The organism is Rothia aerolata, assembly GCF_014635585.1.
GTDB classification, from domain to species: domain Bacteria; phylum Actinomycetota; class Actinomycetes; order Actinomycetales; family Micrococcaceae; genus Rothia; species Rothia aerolata.
Genome location: NZ_BMDC01000001.1, coordinates 779,274 through 799,859, shown reverse-complemented (window position 1 = coordinate 799,859; position 20,586 = coordinate 779,274). Strand labels below are relative to the sequence as shown.

Sequence of the window (20,586 nt, the reverse complement as noted above, 5' to 3'; positions counted from 1 at the left end):
TTCTTACCTCTCTGACGTGGTGGTGAAAAGTTCGTGGTGCTGGCTCTGGGCGGCTTCGATAGCAACCAGTGCGTTGTACAGGTGAACCTTGGTGGCTGCCACGGCAATCTCGGGCTCGCCCGAGGCTATCGCCTGACAAATCTGCTGGTGCTCGCGTGCTGCCTGAATCAGCCGGGCCGGATTGGTCTTCGACAGGGTTCTAATTCTGGTGAGCTGGGAACGGATATTCTGTTGTGCCTGAAGCAGATAGCGGTTATCGGCGGCTTCATCAATCCGTTGATCGAGCTCTTGAACCAGCGCGTAGTAGAGCTGGAGATTCTGCTTCTCTGCTTCGAGCTCTTTTACCGCCGCCTGAAACCTCTGCGCTAAAGCCTCAAAAACCAGGGGGTCACCCCTCTGTGCGGCAAGCTGGGCCGCCGTGCAATCTAGGCTGACCCTCAGCTCAAACAGCCGGTAGACGTTCTCCAAAGACACCGGCGAGACCATCGCCCCGCGCCCGGGGTTGGGCTCCACCAGACCTTCGGAGACCAGACGGCTAATAGCTTCGCGAACGGGGGTTCTTGAAACCCCCAGCCGCTGGGCCTGTTCAACCTCGGCAAGAACCGAGCCGGGGGTGAGATGAGCCGCCATGATGTCTGCCTTGAGGGTTTCATAGGCTTTGTCGCTGGCTCTCATCTCTACCTCTCTTGCTTCCCACGATCTGTGTTGCACACCACTGTAGAGGGTAAAAGCCTCAATGTATACAAAAATCAAAAATTTTCTTGAAAAAAGACGGCTTTAAGAAATTTTTTGGATTTTATGTATACAAAGTATTGATTATTGTGATTCTCACCACTAGATTTGCTTTCAATCTCGCTCATTCACTCATGAAACAGGCAAGGAGAGAAGAGATGACCGAGCACAATACCTACGCCTCTACCTACCAGCGCAGTGTTGAGGATCCCGAAGGGTTCTGGTTGGAGGCCGCTGAAGCCATCGACTGGATTAGCAAGCCTACCCGGGCACTCGATGATTCGAACAAGCCCATCTATCGCTGGTTCCCCGACGCCACGCTGAACACCTGTTATAACGCCGTTGACCGCCACGTTGAAGCCGGTCGGGGAGACCAGCCCGCTATCATCTTCGACTCGGCCATGCAGAAAACCCACCGGGAAATCACCTACTCCCAGCTCAAAGACGAGGTGGCACTTTTTGCCGGCGCGCTCGCTCATGCCGGTGTTGAAAAGGGCGACCGTGTGCTGATCTATATGCCCATGGTGCCCCAGGCCTATGTTGCTATGCTAGCAACCGCCCGCCTGGGCGCCGTCCATTCGGTCGTCTTTGGCGGTTTTGCGCCCAGTGAGCTGGCCACCCGCATCGATGACTGCCAGCCCAAGGTGATTGTGACCACCAGCGGCGGTCTCGAGCCCAAGCGCAAGATTGAGTACATTCCCGCCGTCGAGAAAGCCATCGAGCTGTGCACGTCGGCACCGGCCACGGTAATCGTTCACGAGCGTGAGGGTTTTGAGACTTCTCTTCAGGACGCCGCTGGGCGAGCAGCTGCCGCCGGGCAGGAAATTGCCTGGTTGGATTGGGCCGAGGCCTGCTCGGCGGCAGAACCGGCTGACCCTGTAGAGGTGGCAGCCACCGATCCCCTCTATATCCTCTACACCTCGGGTACCACCGGTACTCCTAAGGGCGTGGTGCGTGATAACGGTGGCCACGCTGTGGCTATGATCTGGTCCATGAAAAATATCTACGACATCTCAGCGGGGGAGACCATGTGGACAGCCTCTGACGTGGGCTGGGTGGTTGGCCACTCCTACATTGTCTACGGCCCCCTGCTGGCGGGCGCCACCTCGGTGATGTACGAGGGCAAGCCCATTGGCACCCCCGATGCCGGGGCTTTCTGGCGGGTTATTCAGGATTCTTCGGCCAAGGTGCTCTTTACCGCCCCCACCGCGCTACGGGCTATCCGTAAGGCAGACCCGGAGGCAGACCTGCTGGCTAACTACGATATTTCCTCGCTGAAAACCCTCTTTGTGGCGGGGGAGCGCCTCGACCCCGAAACCTACCACTGGGCATCTAAGCAGCTGGGTGTGCCCGTGGTGGATAACTGGTGGCAGACCGAAACCGGCTGGGCCATCTGTGCCAACATGCGCGGGCTCGACCCCATGAACATCAAGCCCGGTTCCCCCTCTGTACCCGTGCCCGGCTACAACCTGGAGACCCTCGACCCCTTCGGCGAGAAGGTTGCCCCCGGGGAGGAAGGCAACCTGGCCATTAAGCTCCCCCTGCCTCCTGGCTGTCTGCCGACCCTCTGGGGCAATGACGAACGTTTTGTGAGCTCCTACCTCACCGCCTTTGACGGCTACTATGCCACAGGCGATTCTGGCTACATCGACGAAGACGGCTACGTCTTTGTGATGGGCCGAACCGACGACGTCATTAATGTCTCGGGCCACCGTCTCTCTACCGGGGCAATGGAGCAGGTGCTTGCAGCCCACCCTGCCGTGGCAGAGTGCGCGGTGATCGGTATTTCTGACCCGCTTAAGGGGCAAAAGCCCGCAGGTTACGTGGTGCTCAAATCCGGTGCGGACATTACGCAGGAGCAACTTGCCAGCGAGCTGGTTGCCTCGGTGCGAGACAAGATTGGTGCGGTGGCTGACTTCAAGGATGTTCAGATTGTTGACGCCCTGCCCAAGACTCGCTCCGGCAAGATTCTGCGCAAGACCATGCGCCAGATTGCCGCCGGCGACGACTTTAAGGTTCCCTCAACCATTGAGGATGCCTCGGTGCTGGACAATCTGATGAAGGTGTTGCGGGCTGGCTAGTTCTGTTTTGCCGAGTGGTGGATTTTAGGCTCTTTTTCACGAAAATTAAGCCTAAAATCCACCACTCGCGTAGTGACGCGGCCAATTTGCCCCGGCACTGTACTCTAGTAGACAGAGTTAATTTTTTCCGCTAGTGAATAGGTGAAGTGAGTGACTCAGTCTCCTAACGAACAGCAGCTTGGCCCCACAGGTCGCCCGCTGGTGACCTACCCCGACCCTGCGCCGCTACAGACCCACGGCCCCGCCCGCATTATCTCCATGGTGAACCAGAAGGGTGGCGTGGGTAAAACCACCTCCACCATTAACCTGGGCGCTGCCCTGGCAGAGTGCGGCCGCAAGGTGCTACTGGTAGATTTTGACCCCCAGGGTGCTCTCTCGGCAGGCTTTGGTGCCAACCCCCATGAGCTTGACCTCACCGTTTATAACGTGATGATGGACCGCAAGGTCGATATTCACGAGGTCATTCAGCCCACCGAAACCGAAAACATCGACCTGCTACCCGCTAACATTGATCTTTCGGCCGCCGAGGTGCAGCTGGTCAATGAGGTAGCCCGTGAGCAGGTGCTCGCCTCTGCCCTGCGCAAGGTTGAGCACGAGTACGACGTCATTTTGATTGACTGCCAGCCCTCCCTGGGTCTGCTGACCGTCAACGCGCTGACCGCCAGCCACGGCGTCATTATTCCGCTCATCTGCGAGTTCTTTGCCCTGCGAGCGGTGGCCCTGCTGGTGGACTCCATTGAGAAGGTACAAGACCGCCTAAACCCCAAGCTGCAGATTGACGGCGTGCTAGCCACCATGTTTGACTCCCGCACCCTGCACTCTAAGGAAGTACTGGCGCGTATTATCGATGCCTTCGGCGATAAGGTCTTCGATACGGTGATCAAGCGCACCGTGAAGTTCCCCGACGCCACCGTCTCAGCAGAGCCCATTCTCTCCTACGCCTCTAACCACCCCGGTGCCGAGGCCTACCGCCAGCTGGCGCGCGAGCTCATTAGTCGTGGGGGAGCGCCCTAAGACGTAGGAAACTTTTCCGCCCCTGGGCTACAGGAAATGGTGTCTTGTTGAATTGTGTACACAATGTCTACAATGTAGACATGGCTACTCTTACAAATACCGTTTCTACTCGTGAGCTCAGGGGCGATCTTTCTGATGTGCTAAGTCGTGCAAAATATGGTAATGAACGTATCGGAATTACTAGAAATGGAAAGCTCACCGCAGTTCTGGTGAGCGTCGAAGATTTAGAAGCTTTAGAGGCGTATGAGCTTCAACAAGATTCTTTGGCGTATGAAGAAGCTCAGGCCGAGGACGACGGCGAACGTACTATTCTTCAGGATTTTAAAGCTGAGCTTGGTTTATGAGCTATACGGTAGTACTGACTAATCCTGCGAAAAAGCAAATACGAAAATTGCCGCGGTCTGTGCAGGAACAAATTATTTTTATGCTTGAGGGATTATCAGAAGACCCCCGACCTTATCATTCGACCAAACTGGTAGGGCATCAAACCGCCTGGCGCATTAAGGTGGGGCAATACAGGGTTATCTACGATATTTTTGATGCAGAGCTGGTGGTTAGCGTAGTGAGAGCTGCTCATCGACGTGAGGTATACCGATAATCTAGATGGAGCCCCTCCATATATTTTCCACGTGGGCGATATAACCGCGCCCGACCCTTGAAGTGGCGCGGGCAATGCGGCAAAATTTAAAGGAGCCGGCAAGGAGCCGGTCTGAATCGCCGTAGAGACCTACGCACGAACGAAAAGGTACGCTGCCGTGAGGGCACCGACACACACCCATGATTTAGATTCCGCGCACATCGACGATGCGCCTGCTGACCAAGCCGCTGATTCTGCCGGCTTTACTCTGACCCTGACTAATTTTGAGGGTCCCTTTGATCTTTTACTTTCCCTCATCGCCCGCCGCAAGCTGGACATCACCGAGGTAGCGCTTGCCGAGGTCACCGATGAGTTCATGAGCTACATTTCAGCTCTCTATGACCGGGGCACCTCTGAGGCCCTGAACCAGGCCAGCGATTTTCTGGTTACCGCAGCAACCCTGCTTGATCTCAAAGCGGCGCGACTTTTGCCCCGGGGCACGGTTGAGACTGAAGAAGACCTTGCCCTGCTCGAAGCCCGCGACCTGCTTTTTGCCCGCCTGTTACAGTATCGGGCCTACCGCGAGGTTTCTGCGGTGCTTCAGACCCGTTTCCAACGCGAGGCCCAGCGTTTTCCCCGCAAGGTTGCGCTGGAACCGCAGTTCAAGAAGGTTTTGCCCGAGCTGGTATTTGATATCGGGGCGCAGGAGTTCGCGCAGATTGCAGCGGTTGCCCTGAGCAAGTCTCATTTTGAGGACGACGCCGCGGAGGGCGAGCGCCTGAGCCTGGGGCACCTGCGGGAGCCGCTGACCTCGATTGAGGCGGAAGAGAGGTTTCTGCTTTCCTGTCTCAACGATCAGCGGGAGCATACCTTTGCTGAGTTGGTGAAGGGTGCGGGGGAGTTTGAAATTGCCGTGGTTCGCTTTTTAGCGGTGCTGGAACTGGTGCGCCGCAAGAGCGTGCAGGCTGTTCAGGCAGATCCCCTGGGAGAAATTACCCTTACACTGGCGGAAGAACCAGCACCCGAAGTGCAGACCGACCAGGAGGTGGAGCATGAGTGACATTACCGGAGAAAATCCCGATTTTACCGATGATGACCTGGCGATTCTGCTCTCGGGCTCCTGGGGAGCTGAGGAAGCTGAAGACACTGTTGAAGCAGAAGAGCCTACGGCGCCGGAGAACCCCTGGTCGGAGCCCGCAGAGGCTGAACAGTACGCCCAAACCCAGCAGAATAAGGGGCATCGGCAGGTTGCTGCTGAGACCGTTATTTCCAGGGTTGAGCTGCAACCCGGCGGTGTGAAGGCGGCAGTAGAGGCGATTCTGGCGGTGGCGGACCAGCCGGTAAGTGCCCGCGAGCTCTCGGCGGCTCTGATTGTTTCCGAGCCTACCGTCGAGGCCGCCCTGGACGAGCTCTACCGCGACTACAACGGGTATGACGACGGTGAGACGGTGCACGAGCCCCGGGGCTTTGAGTTGCGCCGAATCGCCGGGGGCTGGCGCCTCTACGCCAGGTCTGACTTTAGTCCCTGGGTGGGTAGGTTCGTGGTGGGATCCACCGCGAAGAAACTACCCAAGGCGGTGATGGAAACGCTGAGCGTGATTGCCTATCAGCAGCCGGTGACCCGAAGCTACGTGGCCAGCGTGCGCGGCGTCAACGCCGATGCGGCCTTTCGCACCCTGCAACAGCGGGGGCTGATTGACCAGACGGTGCCCGACCCCGAAACGGGAGCGGCCCAGTACATCACCACAGATTTTTTCCTAGAAAAGATGGGGCTGGATTCTTTGGACGATCTTCCGCCCCTGGCACCTTTCTTGCCGGATGTGGGCGATATAGAGCTCAGCGGCGAGAATCCCTAAACGAGAAGAAGAAATAGAAGACGAGTAAAGGAGTCAAACATGGCACAGGGACGTTCAGGTAACCACGGCCGCGGTGGCGCCGGTAAAGCGGGAAAGCCCGGTGCGGGCAAGGCATCTAACAAGGGTGCCCGCCCCGGCCAGCCAGGCGGCCCCCGCAAGGCAGGCACCGGCAAGGGCCCCCGTTTCCGTTCGGGCCAGCCTTTCGCCAATGAGTTCGGCGAGCGGCGTCCTCACCGCGGAAAGAACCCCAACTACGCCGGGCCGCACCGTCCGCGCCGTCCCCAGGCTGACCCCGTAGACCACTACGATTTTTACGATCATGACGGCGTGCGCCTGCAGAAGCTCATGGCGGGCGCAGGTGTAGCCTCGCGCCGGGTGTGCGAGCAGATGATTGAAGAGGGTCGCGTGACCGTCAATGACCAGGTTGTGACCGAGCTGGGTGTGCGCGTGAACCCCGAGAAGGTGGTGGTGCGCGTAGACGGTATCTCGATTCAGACCGATGAGAAGTACATCTACATGGCCTTTAACAAGCCTGCCGGCGTGGTCTCGACTATGGAAGATCCTGAGGGCCGCCCCTGCATTAAGGACTTCCTGCGTGATTCCTTCAACCATCGCGTTTTCCATGTGGGCCGCCTGGATGTGGAGACCGAGGGCCTGCTGCTTTTGACCAATGACGGCGAGCTGGCTAACCGGCTGACCCACCCCTCCTATGAGGTTCCCAAGACCTACCTGGTGCAGGTGCGCGGCCCGGTGGCCTCCGGCGTGGGCGAGGAGCTGAAGCGGGGCATCCGTCTTGAAGACGGCACTGCCCGCCTGGATTCCTTCAAGCTGGTGGACTCCACCCCCGGTCACGTGCTGATTGAGGTGTCGATCCATTCCGGTCGCAACCGCATTGTGCGCCGTCTCTTTGATGCCGTGGGCTACCCGGTGGAGAAGCTGGTGCGCGTGGAGATGGGCCCCATTCGCATTGGCTCTCAGAAGCAGGGCACGATTCGCAACCTGTCTAAGGTTGAGATTGGTGAGCTGCTGGCCTCCGTTGATATGTAAGGGCTGAGAATGGATAACTACCTTTCCATGCAACCCCGCCCAGAGGAGAACACCTCGGCGGTTGAGGGGCCGGTGCTCATCATCGGCGCGGGCCTGCTGGGTGCCTCGGTGGGGCTTGCCCTGAGGGCCCAGGGTGTGCCGGTCTATCTCTCCGACGTCTCACCCACGGTTGAGGCGGTGGCGCAGGATATTGGCGCGGGGCTTTCCCTGCGCGCTTTAGCCGCTGCTGCCGGTTCTTCGACCGTGGACGCCGCCGCCCTGCTGCCTGCCGAGCCGCAGCTGGTGGTCGCGGCCCCTCCGCCGGACGTTACCGCCGAGGTGGTGATTGACCAGCTCCGTGCCTGGCCCACCGCAACGGTGATTGATATTGCCTCGGTCAAGGCACCGATTCTGTCTCAGGTGCTGGCCTCTGGTGCCGATGCCTCCCGCTATGTGGGTACCCACCCCATGGCGGGTCGCGAAAAGTCGGGGCCGGTGGCCGCCAGCGGCGAGCTGTTTACCTCCCGCCCCTTTGTGATTTGTGAGCATGAGCTTGCCCGCAAAGACTCGGTCAAGCTCGCTCAGACCCTGGGCGTGGAGCTGGGGTCCACCATCACCTATTTGACAGTGGAAGAGCACGACAGAACCGTGGCGCTGATTTCCCATGTGCCCCAGGTAATGAGCTCCCTGCTGGCCTCCCGCCTGCAGGAGACCCCGCTCTATGCCCTGGGACTGGCGGGGCAGGGCCTGCGCGATACCGTGCGGATTGCCGGAAGCGACCCCTCCCTGTGGGTACAGATTCTTGCGGCCAACGCCCAGCCGGTGGTACAGACCCTCTACGGGGTGCGCGAAGATTTGGAACGGTTGATCGCAACCCTGGAAGACCCCACCGCAGCCGGTGCCCGCCTAGACATCGCCCAGCTCATGAGCGAGGGCAATGCCGGCGTGGCAAGAATCCCCGGTAAACACGGCGGTGCCCCGGCGGCTTTTGCCCACATGACCGTGCTGGTAGACGACACCCCGGGCCAGATTGCCCGCCTGCTCACCGAAATCGGAGAGCTGGGAGTCAACCTCGAAGACCTCCGCATGGAACACTCACCGGGGCAGCCGGTGGGTATGGTGGAAATAGCTGTCAACCCCAACGAACACGACAAACTCAAGGCTGATCTGACCAGCGCAGGCTGGAAGGTCGTTCGATAGAGAGGCTGAGAACAAACGCAATGTAGGCGCTGAGGCGCGCCGCCCGCCCAACCTCCCTTAAACGCCAGCCCCGATGCCAGTTGGTCGGGGCGGCGCACCTCACCGCTAGTGTGTTTGTCTTAGCCAGGAATACAGAAGAAAGGCTTTTCTCATGACTGAGAAAATTGTGATTGCTATTGACGGACCTTCCGGTTCCGGCAAGTCATCGGTCTCTAAGGCCGTTGCCCGCCACTTTGGCTTGGAATACCTCGATACCGGTGCCATGTACCGCGCTCTGACCTGGCACGTGGTGCGCTCCGGTGCCAGCCTCGAAGACCCCGCCGCCATCATTGCTGCCGCCGAGGATTTCCCGCTTCAGCAGGGCACCAACCCCGATGCAGAATCGATTCTTGTGGGTGGAACCGACGTGGCAGAGGAAATCCGCAGCCCCGAGATTTCCTCAGCGGTCTCAGCGGTAGCCGCCGTGCCGCGCGTCCGCGAAATCCTCATCCAGCTCCAGCGCGACTTTATCGCGGGGGCGTCGGCGGGAATCGTCGCTGAGGGCCGCGACATCACCACCGTGGTGGCCCCTGACGCCGATGCCCGCCTGCTGCTAACCGCCTCCGAAGAGGTGCGCATGGCCCGCCGCGGTCTACAGCTGGGTGGAACCCAGAATGCCGAGCAACTGAAGGCCCAGGTGGCTGAGCGAGACGCTAAGGATTCGCGGGTCAACAACTTTACCGAGGCGGCAGACGGCGTGGTAACCATCGACTCCACCGACCTGGACTACGAGGCTACCGTGGCGGCAACTATCGCTGCCGTGCAAAAGCAGCTCAACCGATAGACTAGAGACAACACCTGAGACACGAAGGAGCGTGACATGGCTGAAAATTTTGGTTCCGAGCACGACGAATACGAAGAGAAGTTTCTCGGCGGCGGCGATGACGACGTTTCGGAACGCCTCGCTGAAATCGACGACGAGACCGCTGACCAGCGCGCCGAGGCCCTGCTAGCAGGTCTTGAAGACTACGACCTCGACGAAGAAGACCAGGAGCTGCTGGGCGCCTGGGGCTTTGACATTGACCTTGAAGAAAACGAAGAGGCAGACCCGGTGGTTGCCATTGTGGGCCGCCCCAACGTGGGTAAGTCCACCATCATCAACCGAATCCTGGGCCGTCGCGAGGCCGTGGTGGAAGATAAGCCCGGCGTAACACGCGACCGTGTCTCCTACAAGGCCGAGTGGAGTGGCAAGGACTTTACCCTGGTAGATACCGGCGGCTGGGAAGCCGATGCCAAGGGCATTGACGCCCAGGTGGCGGCCCAGGCAGAAATCGCGGTGGCCCACGCTGACGTTGTGCTGCTGGTGGTCGATGCCATGGTGGGTATCTCCAATACCGATGAGGCCATTGTTCGAATGCTCCGCCGGGTGAAGAAGCCGATTCTGCTCATTGCCAACAAGGTCGATGCCGAGCACCAGGAAGCCGAGATTCACGCTCTCTGGGCCTTGGGTATGGGCGAGCCCTTCCCGGTCTCCGGCCTGCACGGTCGCGGTCTGGCAGACGTGCTGGATAAACTGCTTGAGGTCATGCCCGAGCACTCCCAGTATGCTGAGCCCGAGGCCCTGGGCGGCCCCCGCCGTGTAGCCCTGGTGGGCCGACCCAACGTGGGTAAGTCCTCCCTGCTCAACAAGCTGGCGGGCGAGGAGCGCGCGGTGGTCAATGACCTCGCCGGTACCACGCGCGACCCCGTGGACGAAATCGTGGAGCTGGGGGAGAAGCCCTGGCGTTTCGTGGATACCGCCGGTATCCGCCGTCGTGTGCACATGGCGAAGGGCGCTGACTTCTACGCTTCCCTGCGCACCCAGACCGCTATTGAGCGTTCTGAGGTCTGCGTGGTGCTACTGGATGTCTCCGAGCCCATCTCTGAGCAGGACGTTCGTATTATCCAGCAGGTTGTTGACTCTGGCCGGGCCCTGGTTCTTGCCTTCAACAAGTGGGACACCCTGGATGAAGAGCGCCGCGAGCAGCTTGAACGCGAGATTGACCGCGACCTGGCGCACGTAGCCTGGGCGCCGCGCGTCAATATCTCTGCCCGTACCGGCTGGCATAAAGACAAGCTGGTTCCTGCGCTGGAAACCGCCCTGGACTCCTGGGACGCCCGTATTCCTACCGGCCGTCTCAACGCTTTCCTGGGCGAGATCGTGGCGGCCCACCCGCACCCGCTGCGCGGTGGCAAGCAGCCCCGAATTCTCTTCGGTACTCAGGTGCAGTCACGTCCGCCCAAGTTCGTGCTCTTCACCACCGGCTTCCTGGATCCCGGTTACCGCCGTTTCATCGTTCGCCGTCTGCGCGAGACTTTCGAGTTCACCGGAACCCCGATTGAGATTGCGATGCGCGTGCGTGAGCGCCGCACCCTGGCGGAGCGCCAGTCTGCCAAGGACGGCGGCCGTAAGCGCCGCTAGGGCAGGCGGCTTCACGCCGCTGGGTTAGGGCTGCCTGAGCCATTTCGGGCAGTGGAACATATGTCGTGTTCCGCTGACCGAAATGGTTTTTTGGTTATGTGAACAAGTAAGGGTTACCTTAGTTCACATGGTCTTGAATGTTCAGCGCCGGTTTCACCCGGCTGGTTTAATTCTTATTACTCTTCTGCTTCTTGCGGCTAACCTCCGTGTTGCCCTGACCGCCGTAGGGCCACTCGTTAGTAATATTCAGACAACCCTGGGGTTGTCTTCTTCGGCCGTTTCACTACTGACATCTATTCCTCTATTGGCTTTCGCAGCGGTTTCTCCGGTAGCGCCCAAACTTGTTCAGAAACTGGGTCTGGAGAAAACGCTCTTAATCGCGGTGGTTGGGCTCGCTGTGGGCATTCTGGTTCGTAGCCTGCCGCTGCCGGGGATAATCTGGGTAGGAACTGCCTGTATCGGTGTTTCGATTGCCGTGCTCAACGTTTCGCTGCCGGTAATGGTCAAACGAGATTTTCCCGCCCGAATTGGGTCGATGACCGGTATTTACTCGGCGGTGCAGGGTGGCTTTGCGGCGATGGCAGCCGGTATAGCCCTGCCCCTGGCTTCTGCCAGTGATACCGGCTGGCGTTTTTCGCTGGGTGTGTGGGCCGTGCTTGCCGTGGTCACCGCCCTACTGTTGGTTCCCCAGGCGCGTACCTCAACGGTGGGTGGTGGTAGTGGAAACCTACCTCAGCGTAGAAAGGCTATTAACCCCTGGCGCTCATCGCTGTCTTGGCAGATTGCAGCCTTTATGGGAGTGCAGTCGCTGTTCTTTTACACCCTTCTCGCCTGGCTATCACCTATTGAGCAGAGCTTTGGCATTAGCGCTGAAACAGCGGGTTTCCACCAGTTCCTCTTCAACCTGGGTAGCCTCTTCGGCTCGCTGCTCTGCACCGCCCTGCTACCCAAGACGCACTCGATTAGACCCCTGATGCTCTTTATGCTTGCCCTGTGGATTGTGAGCCTGCTGGGGCTACTCTTCTTCCCCGAGTTAGCTGTTATTCCGGCTTTCACCGGGGGCCTGAGCTGCGGAACTTTCTTTGTGCTGGCCCTGTCTCTGTTTGGTTTGCGCACCCGCCACCACGTAAATGCCGGTGCTCTCTCTGGTATGGGTCAGTCGGTGGGCTACATTATTGCTGCGGCGGGCCCGCTCGCTATCGGTGCCCTGCACGATGCCACCGATTCGTGGTCTTTGGCTCTGTGGTTACTGGTAGTACTGGGTCTGATTGAGGTGGTGCTGGGCGTGATGGTGAGCCGTGACCGGTACATTGACTAAAATTGTGATGCAGTTCGCTCAAAAAAGTGGTCTCTCGATTTGCGAACCGCCGCTGGGGTGCGTATAGTTATACGAGTGCTTGAGGGAATCCCCTCGAGAAACAATCGGGTTGTGGCGCAGCTTGGTAGCGCACTTGACTGGGGGTCAAGGGGTCGCAGGTTCAAATCCTGTCAACCCGACACATCGAATCCCGTCTGCTAGGCAGGCGGGATTTTTTCATGCCCTGAAGCCCAGGGCAGTTTCGTACAGGGTTGTCTCGGGTGTACAAGGGTATCTCTGTACATCAGAGACAACCCTGTACAAAATGTTGGGGTAGTGAGGTAATCCTGTACAAAATTGCTGGGAAGGCAGCTAGCTAACGACTCAGCCCCTGAGCTATCTCCGCCAGCAGCTCCTCCGAACGAGCCCTGCCCGCCTGATCCGGAATATCGCCGGTCACCAGGAATTCCTGCACCCCCAATTTTTCAGACGCAGCCATCAGAGATTCCCTGACCTGGGCCGGGGTACCCACAATGCAGTGGGCTTGAAAATCGGCAATTCTTTTCTTCTGCTGGCTCGTAAGACTTTCAAGGTCAAGCTCTGCCGCAGGAGCTAGGGCAGAGAAGACACCGGTGGAGCGGGAGAGGGCCTTAGCGTAGCTTTCCGGTAACAGGAGGTCTGAGGCAGCCCGTTCACTTTCCGCCACCGCAATGTTGAGAGATGAGACAACCTCAGGCTCAGCCGCAAAAGCCGAGGGCACAAAATTTCCCCGATACACTTGAGCTGCTTTGAGCTGTACCTCTACCGGGCCACCCAAGATTACTTTCAGCCCCAGCTTGGCTGCGAGGAAAGCCGAGCGGTAACCGGCCAAAACATAGAGGGGTGTCTGCGCCCGATTCTCGGGGCGGGCGGTAATACCGGCAGAGCCGGAAAGGTAGCTTAGGAGCTCCCGAAAATCATCTTCGAGCCGAGCCTTGGCTTCGGAGGGAGTGCCCTGGCGCAAGGCCTGCCGTACCGGGGCAGTAAAGCCAACCGATGAGCCCAGACCAATGTCAATCCTTCCGGGATAGAGTGCTTCGAGCAGACCAACCTGTTCGGCGATAATCAGCGGAGGGTGGTCTGGAACCATAACCCCCGCCGTCCCCACGCGAAGTGTAGAGGTGGAGGAGGCAACGTGAGCGGCCAGGATCGCTGGCTGAGAACCGGGGATTCCTGCAACGGCGTGGTGTTCTGCCACCATAAATCGGTGAAAGCCCAGAGATTCAACATGCTGGGCATGGGCAGAAACCTGCCGCAGGGTTTCTGCCTCGCTCTCCTGGCTGGCGGCAGCTGCTCGATCGAGAACAGAAATAAGCACGGGCTAGCTCCTCAGATGACTAAATGTGTACAGGGTTATCTCCTCTGTACAAGGCTAACTCTGTACACAAGAGATAACCTTGTACAAACCGATATCAGCCCGGGAGACAACCCTGTACAAACCGGCAACAAGCCAGAGCTACCCAGCCTAGACCTTCTTCAGGTCCGGGAAGTCCGAGTACTGAAACTCGTGGCCAAAGCCGCCGCTCGTCGTCCTGGCAGCCAAAGCCGACTCAGTGAGTTCGCCGGCCGCACCGTGAAAGTCAATTTCTCGCTGCCGCAACTCCACCCGGCGGATTTTGCCCGAGACAGTCTTGGGAAGGTCCAAAAATTCCAGGCGGCGAATACGGCCGTAGGGCGGAATAACCCGCTTGCAGTAGCGCAGAATGGACTCGGCGGTTTCAGCGTTGGCTTCAAAGCCCTCGCGCAGCACGATGTAGGCCTTGGGTACCGCTAGGCGAATCGGATCGGGCGAGGGCACCACCGCAATCTCCGAAATAGCGGCATGGCCCATGGCCAAAGACTCAAGCTCAAAGGGGGAGAGCTTGTAGTCTGACGACTTGAAGAGATCGTCGGAGCGGCCTACGTAGGTGTAGAGCCCCTTGGCATCGCGGTGCATGACGTCGCCGGTGTGGTAGAGCCCGTTCTTGAAGGTTTTGGCGGTCTTGTGGGGATCATTGAGGTAGCCCGGGGTCAAACCAACGGGGCGGGGCTCTAGGCGGATGCAGACCTCGCCGGTACCTTCGCCCTCGATAATCTCACCGGTCTGCTCGTCAATAATTTCGTGCTCAAATCCGGGAACCGAACGACCCACCGAACCTGCCTTGACCGGCTGGCCGGGGGTGTTGGCAATCTGCACGGTGGTCTCGGTCTGGCCAAAGCCGTCGCGAACGTCCACGCCCCAGGCTTCTTTGACCGCCTCGATGACGGTGGGGTTCAGGGGCTCGCCGGCTGCCACCACCTTGCGGGGAGGGTTTTTGAGGGTGTGTAAATCAGCCTGAATGAGCATGCGCCAAACTGTGGGCGGGGCGCAGAAGCTCGCTACCTTTTCGTCCTCCATCGCCTTCATGAGAGCCAGGGCGTCAAAGCGGGAGTAGTTGTAGATAAAGACGGTTGCCTCGGCAATCCAGGGGGCGAAGAAGTTCGACCAGGCGTGCTTGCCCCAGCCGGGGGAGGCAACGTTGAGGTGAACGTCGCCGGGTTCCAGGCCAATCCAGTACATGGTGGAGAGGTGACCCACCGGGTAGGAGACCTGGGTATGTTCCACCATCTTGGACTGGCTGGTGGTTCCCGAGGTGAAGTAAATCATCAGGGGCTCGTCAGCCTTGAAGGGGCCGTCAGCTTCAAATTCTTGGGGGAAATCGGCGCTCTCGGCAAACAAAAATTCGGGGTGGGGCTGTTCAAAGCGGGAGGCTTCGGGCTGGCCGGTAACAATCACCCCAAAGTCGCCGGAGACATGGTCAAACTTTCGTGCGTTGGCGGGGTTGGTGATTACCCAACCCGAAGCAGTGCGGTCAATTCTTTCCTGCAAGCCGGCGGGGGAGAGCATGGTGGTGGTCGGTAGCAAGACCACGCCCAGCTTCATACCCGCCAGCATGGCTGCCCAGAGCTCTGTCTGGTTATCCAGCATCACCAGCATGCGGTCTCCGCGTTGGGCACCCAGCGACCGCAACCAATTCGCCACCCGGTTTGACCAGGCAGAGAGCTCCCCGTAGGTGAGCCGGGTTGAAGAACCGTCTTGCTCAACAATCACCAGGGCATCCTGGTTCTTGCGTTCCGGTAGGGCGGCAACAGCATCGAACCAGTCCAGGGCAAAGTTGAATTCGCTCAGCTGGGGCCAGGTGAACTGCTCATTGGCGGCGGCATAGTCTTCGCGCAGGTCAAGTAGCTGGTCGCGGGCCGAACGGAAAATCTCGGTGGGATTCATGTGTTTATCTCCGATGGTGAATCTTCTTTTATCTCACTATAGAACCTAGGCCGCGAGTGAGACACCCCGTTTCTCCGGCAGGGCGAAAGAAGCGGCGGCTGCCAGGCAGAAAACCAGGGCAAAAAGAATAAAGAGAAGGTAGATACCACCTGCAGCCACCAGCGGAGGCACCGCCAGCGGGGCAAGAATCGAGGCGATTCTGCCAAAGCCCATAGCGGCACCTGCGCCGGATGCCCGCACGGCAGTGGGGTAGAGCTCCGGGGTCAGCGCGTAGAGGGCACCCCAGGCACCCAGGTTGAAGAAAGAGAGCAGACAACCGGCGGTAATAATGAGTGGTTCGGAGTCTGCCAGACCATAGAAAACAGCAGAGGCAGCCGAGCCGAACAGAAAGACCGCCAGCGTGCGGCGCCGTCCCCACACCTCAACCAGCCAGGCAGAGGCGGCGTAGCCGGGTAGCTGCGCGCAGGTCATCACCAGGGTGAAGGTGAAAGACTGCACCAGCGAGAAACCCGATGAAAGCAGCAGGGAGGGAATCCAGATAAAGGCGCCGTAGTAGGCGAAGTTGATGCAGAACCAGATGGTCCACAGCGCGAGGGTGCGGCGCCGGTAGGCCGGCGAGAAGAGACTTTGTCTGCCTTCTTCCAAGGACGCCGCCGCTGGCCTCGTCTGCTGCTGCGGCTTGGCCGCGCCCCGGCTGGCGAAGAGGGCGGGCGAGGCTTCAAACTCTTTGACAATCCGTTCTGCCTCCTGCTGTTTTCCCTTGCCCTGCAGAAAGCGGACCGACTCGGGCAGGCCCCAGCGAATCACCGCCGCGTAGAGGGCGGGAACCAGGCCCAGAGCCAAGGCCCAGCGCCAGCCCTGTTCGCCGCCTGCCACCACGGTAGCGCCAATAATTGCAGCCAGTAGCCAGCCCACAGCCCAGAAAGCCTCCAGGATGACCACGGTTCGGCCTCTGATTCGTGCCGGTGAAAATTCAGAGACCAGGGTTGAGGCAACCGGCAGCTCGGCTCCCAGACCCAGGCCCACAATAAAACGGAAGACAAGCAGCATAGCCAGCGAGGTGGAGAGGGCAGAAGCACCCGTTGCCAAGCCGTAGACGAGCAGGGTTAGCGCGAAAACCTGGCGGCGACCCAGTCGGTCAGCCAGGAGCCCACCCAGGGTGGCTCCCAGCGCCATGCCCACAAAACCGATGGAACCCAGCCAGGAAATCTCGGTAGCGCTCAGACCCCAGTGTGCGGCGAGAGCCGCCATGATGAAGGAAATCAGGCCCACGTCCATAGCGTCCAGGGCCCAGCCCAGGCCAGATCCCGCTAAGAGCCGGGAATGCTTGCGGGTGAAAGGAAGAGAGTCTAAACGTTGGTTGAGAGTAGCCATATTAATCCTGCAAATGTGGGGGAAACAACGCTTCAAGGGTAGTCCTAGAACCCCGGAAACTCGCGCTTGGCGCGGATATTACGTTTTCTTCTCTTCGTTACTTCATGGCAGAATAAAAGACAGCCCAACTGATCTGAGCTAGTGCCTAGGAGACCTTTTGAAGCCGCTCGTCATCGGAATTGCCGGAGGAACCGGCTCCGGTAAAACTACCCTGACCCGCGCTCTGATTGAATCCTTTAAAACTCAGGTTGCCGTGGTCTACCACGATAACTATTACAAGCAGCACGATGAGCTCAGCTACGAAGAACGGTGCCGGCTGAACTACGATGCTCCCGAGGCTTTCGATAATGACCTGCTCATTAAGCAGCTTGATGCCCTGGTGCAGGGGCAGAAGATTGAGTGCCCGGTCTATGACTACACCATCCATAACCGCTCTGAAGAGACCATTCTGATTGAGCCCCGGCCCATCATTATTGTTGAGGGCATTCTCATCTTTGCCGAAGAAGAAATCTGTAGCCGCTGCGACATTAAACTTTTTGTCGATACCGACGCCGACGTGCGGATTTTGCGCCGCATGCGCCGGGACGTTTTGGAGCGCGGCCGCACCATTGAATCGGTGCAGACCCAGTACCTTGAGACGGTCAAGCCCATGCACGAGCTCTATGTTGAGCCCTCCAAACGGCAGGCAGACATGATTATTCCCGAGGGCGGTACTAACCTGGTTGCCCTGGAGATGCTGATTCACCGCATCAACAGCCAGCTGTCTGCTTAGGAAACGAGGTGAGGACGGCGCTGGCCGCCCCTGCACGAAGGGGCGGCCAGCGCTCTCTTATAAAGGCGTGTAGATTAGCCTGCTTGAACCTACTGGGCCTTCTTTGCCTTCAAAGCCGCCAGGCGCGCGTCCAGTTCAGACTGCTTGGTGAGTTCTTCCAGGTTGTCGAACTGCGCATCAATCGACGAGGCAGCGAGCTCCTGCTGGCCCCGAACCCGAGCTTCCTCCCTGCGAACCTTCTCTTCAAAACGGGAGATCTCGCTGGTCGGATCCATCACGTCAAATGATTTGAGGGCGTCATTGACCTGGGTCTGGGCCGCGGCATTCTTCTGGCGGGCAACCAGCTCATCACGCTTGATGGAGAGCTCGCGCAGTTTCTCGCGCATCTTGGTCAGGCCGTCTTTGAGCTGTTCCACCACCTGGGTCTGGGAGTCAATCTGGGGCTTAACAGCGGCGGCCTCTTTCTCGGCCTGCATCTGGCGGTCGAGGGCAATCTTGGCGAGGTTATCGAACTTATCTGCGTTGGCGTTATCGCCGGCTGCCCTAAACTCGTCCGCCTTGTTCGAGGCAGCCAGGGCCTTATTACCCCATTCTTCGGCCTCTCGCTGGTCTTCCGCGTAGTCCTCTTCCAGCAGGCGCAGGTTGCCGATGGTCTGGGCTACAGCCTGCTCAGCTTCGTGAATGTTGTTGGTGTAGTCCCGCACCATCTGATCGAGCATTTTCTGCGGGTCTTCTGCGGCGTCAAGCAAAGAGTTGATGTTTGCTTTAGCCAGCTGGGAGATCCGAGAGAAGATGGTCTGTTTTGCCATGATATTTTCCTGATTCTGTAGGTGTTGTTTGGTCGATTGATAGGAACAGGTTTGAAGCAAAGAAAACTAGAAGGTTCCGCCGGAGCTAAATCCACCGCCGCCTCCGCCGAAGCCACCACCGAAGCTACCGCCTCCGCCAAAGTGGCCACCGCCACCGAAGCCCCCGCCAAAACCGGAGTTGTTACCGCCGAGCAGGGTGCCCAGTAAGATACCGCCGAGCAGGGCGGAGTTATCGGAACGGCCCCTGCGGCCGTAGCCGCCAAAGTGGTCTTGGTTGAAGCGGTCTACGTCGTCGCGGGCGATTCGTTTTGCCTCGTCTGCCAGCCGGGTGGCGTCATTGGCGTGGGCAAGCGCTGCCACGGGGTCCCTCTGCTGCAAGTTCTGCGCTTCGGTCAGGTGGCGCTCTGCCTCGCGCAGCTTGGTGCGGGCCTCTGCCCGAACACCGCCGCGGCGGGCCCAGACGTATTCGCTGGCCGATGAGACCTGCGCCTGGGCAGAGACCAGAGCATGGGCTAAGGTGGCACGAGCTGAGCGCTCCTGCTCGTGCACCTCCCGCATGTTGCCCAGAGCCGAGTCCAGCTCGGAACGCACCTCGGTCAGCTGCTTTGACAGCGCCAGCGGATCGTTTTTGGGCTGCCTGCTTTCGGCTTCAATGCGGTCAAGCACCGCAGAGACTCCGGCAGCAGCGCCGGCGAGTTCTCCGCTGGCCTGGTGCTTGGCGAGTTCCTGAGCCTGGGCCACGTCGCGGCGGGCAAGCAGCAGGGCAGATTCTAAGGATTCTCCGGCACGCCTGAGCTCGTCTTCGGTCTTGAGCACTGATTCCAACAGCCCCTTAGCCTGGCCTACGGCCTCTTCACCGGCGCGGATTTCAAGAATTGCCTCTGACCGGTTGGTATCGAGCTGGGCTGAGGCAGTCTCTACCGCCTCGCGCACAAATTCGCGGTGGCCCTGGGCCTGATCGAGGTTGTCTTCCACCGACTCAAAGGCACCGGGAGCATAGGTGGCCTGCATCCGGCCCAGGGACTGCCGGGCCGAAGCAAAGAGGGAATCCAGGTCGGCATCGCGGGTTTTGAGGGTTTCTAGGACGGCCGGGGCGTTCTGTTCCAGCTGGCGCAGGCGGTTGAAATTCTCCTCCTGGTTTTTCAGGGCCTGCTGGGCATCGCGGCAGCGACCGATAATTTCGGTGAGCCAGGAACGCTGGTCTGCCTCGGTATCGGGAATATCGTCGTCTAGCTGCTTCTGTAACTGGAAGGAGCGCTGCATATGTTGCTTCGCTTCATCAATAGCCGCTGCGAAGGGAGCAACCTCGGCTTCGCCGTACTGTAGCCGTGCGAACTCGACCTCCTGCTCGGAGTGGGCGATAGCGTCGTCCGTGGAGACCAAAAGCGCGTCGGCCTCGGTGCGCAGTTGCTCGATGGACGGCGCCGGGGCGGCAGGAGCCGGCCTGCCAGCACCGCGCGGGGCATCGGTAGCGGGGGAGCCACCCTTTTTCCGGTTGCGGCCCAGCAACCAGGCACCGCCACCGGCCACCAGAGCAATACCGCCCAGGGTACCCACACCGGTGAGAACACCGGAGATACCGCCGCCGGAAAGCTCAGAGTCAATGCCCTCTGCGGCGGCAAGGGAAGCTGCCTCATAGTCAGAGTTTTGCAGCTCGGGCAGAATTCTGTTGGTGTAGATTTTATCGCCCTGCTGCTGGTTGAGTTCCCCTCCGCCGGAGATAAAACGGGCCGCCCGTTCGTCGGTGGCAATGGCCAAAACAACATCGTTAGTGCCCATATTGTTCATGGACATCAGCTCCCGGGCCCAGGCCTCAGAGTTAGAAGGATTCTCGAAAGAATCGATGGTGACCACGTAGAGGTTAATGTTGTGCTCCTGCTTGAGCCGGTCGATAGCCGACTGAAGCTCACCGCGGTTGAGAACACCGGTGGTGTCTTCAATGCGGGTCGAGGCGGGAAGATCCATGGGAGCCTCTGCCAGGGCGGGAGAGACCGTTGCCAGTCCCAATACAGCCCAGGCTGAAAGAGCAATTCCTACTGACCTAGCTTTTCCCACGGTATCTACTTTCTCTGGCAGTTCTGGCTGCTTGCCCGGGGCGGACTAAGCGTTGAACATCAGTCTAAAG

At 59.3% G+C, this 20,586-nt stretch carries 18 protein-coding genes and 1 tRNA gene; 13 read left to right on the top strand and 6 right to left on the bottom strand.

All coding sequences use genetic code 11. From position 1 onward, the window contains the following. Nucleotides 1-3: 3 nt before the first annotated feature. Complete coding sequence (locus IEV00_RS03580; RefSeq protein ID WP_188358929.1) at nt 4-675, bottom strand: GntR family transcriptional regulator; 672 nt, start codon at nt 673-675, stop codon at nt 4-6. A gap of 191 nt (nt 676-866) precedes the next feature. Between IEV00_RS03580 and IEV00_RS03575 the strand changes: the two genes are divergently transcribed. The 12 genes from IEV00_RS03575 to IEV00_RS03520 all read left to right on the top strand — a co-directional run bounded on the left by IEV00_RS03575 (nt 867) and on the right by IEV00_RS03520 (nt 12,423). After that, entirely contained in the window at nt 867-2,813 is a 1,947-nt protein-coding gene (locus IEV00_RS03575) for a propionyl-CoA synthetase (RefSeq protein WP_188358928.1), read from the top strand. Nucleotides 2,814-2,963: 150 nt separating this feature from the next. Next, nucleotides 2,964-3,827 (top strand): ParA family protein, encoded by an 864-nt coding sequence (locus tag IEV00_RS03570; protein WP_188358927.1) that lies wholly within the window; start codon nt 2,964-2,966, stop codon nt 3,825-3,827. Between the two features lie 80 nt (nt 3,828-3,907). After that, the gene (locus IEV00_RS03565) at nt 3,908-4,171 is read left to right on the top strand and encodes a type II toxin-antitoxin system Phd/YefM family antitoxin (protein WP_188358926.1); all 264 of its coding nucleotides are present in this window, start codon (nt 3,908-3,910) and stop codon (nt 4,169-4,171) included. Next, on the top strand, nt 4,168-4,425 hold the full coding sequence (locus IEV00_RS03560; RefSeq protein WP_188358925.1) for a type II toxin-antitoxin system RelE family toxin: 258 nt from the start codon (nt 4,168-4,170) through the stop codon (nt 4,423-4,425). Before IEV00_RS03565 ends, IEV00_RS03560 begins: the two co-directional genes overlap by 4 nt. Before the next feature lie 157 nt (nt 4,426-4,582). Next, nucleotides 4,583-5,464: a segregation and condensation protein A gene (locus IEV00_RS03555; RefSeq protein WP_188358924.1), complete on the top strand. Its 882-nt coding sequence runs from the start codon at nt 4,583-4,585 to the stop codon at nt 5,462-5,464. Next, nucleotides 5,457-6,260, top strand: coding sequence for an SMC-Scp complex subunit ScpB (gene scpB, locus IEV00_RS03550; protein ID WP_188358923.1), 804 nt, complete (start codon nt 5,457-5,459; stop codon nt 6,258-6,260). The genes IEV00_RS03555 and scpB overlap by 8 nt, the downstream gene beginning before the upstream one ends. Before the next feature lie 39 nt (nt 6,261-6,299). Further along, nucleotides 6,300-7,307 (top strand): pseudouridine synthase, encoded by a 1,008-nt coding sequence (locus tag IEV00_RS03545; RefSeq protein ID WP_188358922.1) that lies wholly within the window; start codon nt 6,300-6,302, stop codon nt 7,305-7,307. A 9-nt stretch (nt 7,308-7,316) separates the two neighbouring features. Beyond that, nucleotides 7,317-8,486, top strand: coding sequence for a prephenate dehydrogenase (locus tag IEV00_RS03540; protein ID WP_229723043.1), 1,170 nt, complete (start codon nt 7,317-7,319; stop codon nt 8,484-8,486). 151 nt (nt 8,487-8,637) lie between these two features. Next, on the top strand, nt 8,638-9,309 hold the full coding sequence (gene cmk, locus IEV00_RS03535) for a (d)CMP kinase (protein ID WP_188358921.1): 672 nt from the start codon (nt 8,638-8,640) through the stop codon (nt 9,307-9,309). Nucleotides 9,310-9,345: 36 nt separating this feature from the next. Further along, nucleotides 9,346-10,926 carry a ribosome biogenesis GTPase Der gene (der, locus tag IEV00_RS03530; RefSeq protein ID WP_188358920.1) on the top strand — a complete coding sequence of 527 codons (1,581 nt, stop codon included), beginning with the start codon at nt 9,346-9,348 and terminating at the stop codon, nt 10,924-10,926. Nucleotides 10,927-11,008: 82 nt separating this feature from the next. After that, nucleotides 11,009-12,244 carry a CynX/NimT family MFS transporter gene (locus IEV00_RS03525; RefSeq protein WP_308936397.1) on the top strand — a complete coding sequence of 412 codons (1,236 nt, stop codon included), beginning with the start codon at nt 11,009-11,011 and terminating at the stop codon, nt 12,242-12,244. Between the two features lie 105 nt (nt 12,245-12,349). After that, a tRNA-Pro gene (locus tag IEV00_RS03520) sits at nt 12,350-12,423 on the top strand. A gap of 176 nt (nt 12,424-12,599) precedes the next feature. Here IEV00_RS03520 and IEV00_RS03515 read toward each other — a convergent pair. The 3 genes from IEV00_RS03515 to IEV00_RS03505 form a co-directional block, all read right to left on the bottom strand. Continuing rightward, nucleotides 12,600-13,580 carry an MsnO8 family LLM class oxidoreductase gene (locus IEV00_RS03515; protein WP_188358918.1) on the bottom strand — a complete coding sequence of 327 codons (981 nt, stop codon included), beginning with the start codon at nt 13,578-13,580 and terminating at the stop codon, nt 12,600-12,602. A 147-nt stretch (nt 13,581-13,727) separates the two neighbouring features. Continuing rightward, nucleotides 13,728-15,506, bottom strand: a complete 1,779-nt coding sequence (locus IEV00_RS03510) for an AMP-binding protein (protein WP_188358917.1) — start codon at nt 15,504-15,506, stop codon at nt 13,728-13,730. A 45-nt stretch (nt 15,507-15,551) separates the two neighbouring features. Next, nucleotides 15,552-16,880: an MFS transporter gene (locus IEV00_RS03505; RefSeq protein WP_188358916.1), complete on the bottom strand. Its 1,329-nt coding sequence runs from the start codon at nt 16,878-16,880 to the stop codon at nt 15,552-15,554. Nucleotides 16,881-17,037: 157 nt separating this feature from the next. On the opposite strand from IEV00_RS03505, the gene udk reads away from it, so the two are divergent. Next, nucleotides 17,038-17,652, top strand: a complete 615-nt coding sequence (gene udk / locus IEV00_RS03500) for a uridine kinase (protein WP_188358915.1) — start codon at nt 17,038-17,040, stop codon at nt 17,650-17,652. A gap of 89 nt (nt 17,653-17,741) precedes the next feature. Here the strand turns inward: udk and IEV00_RS03495 are convergent, their stop codons facing one another. Further along, nucleotides 17,742-18,461: a PspA/IM30 family protein gene (locus IEV00_RS03495; RefSeq protein ID WP_188358914.1), complete on the bottom strand. Its 720-nt coding sequence runs from the start codon at nt 18,459-18,461 to the stop codon at nt 17,742-17,744. 66 nt (nt 18,462-18,527) lie between these two features. Then, nucleotides 18,528-20,516, bottom strand: a complete 1,989-nt coding sequence (locus IEV00_RS03490) for a TPM domain-containing protein (protein ID WP_188358913.1) — start codon at nt 20,514-20,516, stop codon at nt 18,528-18,530. Nucleotides 20,517-20,586: the final 70 nt, after the last annotated feature.

Coding starts and splice junctions, on each gene's coding strand:
- cmk (WP_188358921.1), top strand. CDS start 8,638: ATGACTGAGAAAATTGTGATTGCTATTGACGGACCTTCCGGTTCCGGC.
- scpB (WP_188358923.1), top strand. CDS start 5,457: ATGAGTGACATTACCGGAGAAAATCCCGATTTTACCGATGATGACCTG.
- IEV00_RS03580 (WP_188358929.1), bottom strand. CDS start 675: ATGAGAGCCAGCGACAAAGCCTATGAAACCCTCAAGGCAGACATCATG.
- IEV00_RS03575 (WP_188358928.1), top strand. CDS start 867: ATGAAACAGGCAAGGAGAGAAGAGATGACCGAGCACAATACCTACGCC.
- IEV00_RS03540 (WP_229723043.1), top strand. CDS start 7,317: ATGGATAACTACCTTTCCATGCAACCCCGCCCAGAGGAGAACACCTCG.
- der (WP_188358920.1), top strand. CDS start 9,346: ATGGCTGAAAATTTTGGTTCCGAGCACGACGAATACGAAGAGAAGTTT.
- IEV00_RS03545 (WP_188358922.1), top strand. CDS start 6,300: ATGGCACAGGGACGTTCAGGTAACCACGGCCGCGGTGGCGCCGGTAAA.
- IEV00_RS03510 (WP_188358917.1), bottom strand. CDS start 15,506: ATGAATCCCACCGAGATTTTCCGTTCGGCCCGCGACCAGCTACTTGAC.
- IEV00_RS03495 (WP_188358914.1), bottom strand. CDS start 18,461: ATGGCAAAACAGACCATCTTCTCTCGGATCTCCCAGCTGGCTAAAGCA.
- IEV00_RS03525 (WP_308936397.1), top strand. CDS start 11,009: ATGGTTTTTTGGTTATGTGAACAAGTAAGGGTTACCTTAGTTCACATG.
- IEV00_RS03560 (WP_188358925.1), top strand. CDS start 4,168: ATGAGCTATACGGTAGTACTGACTAATCCTGCGAAAAAGCAAATACGA.
- IEV00_RS03565 (WP_188358926.1), top strand. CDS start 3,908: ATGGCTACTCTTACAAATACCGTTTCTACTCGTGAGCTCAGGGGCGAT.
- IEV00_RS03505 (WP_188358916.1), bottom strand. CDS start 16,880: ATGGCTACTCTCAACCAACGTTTAGACTCTCTTCCTTTCACCCGCAAG.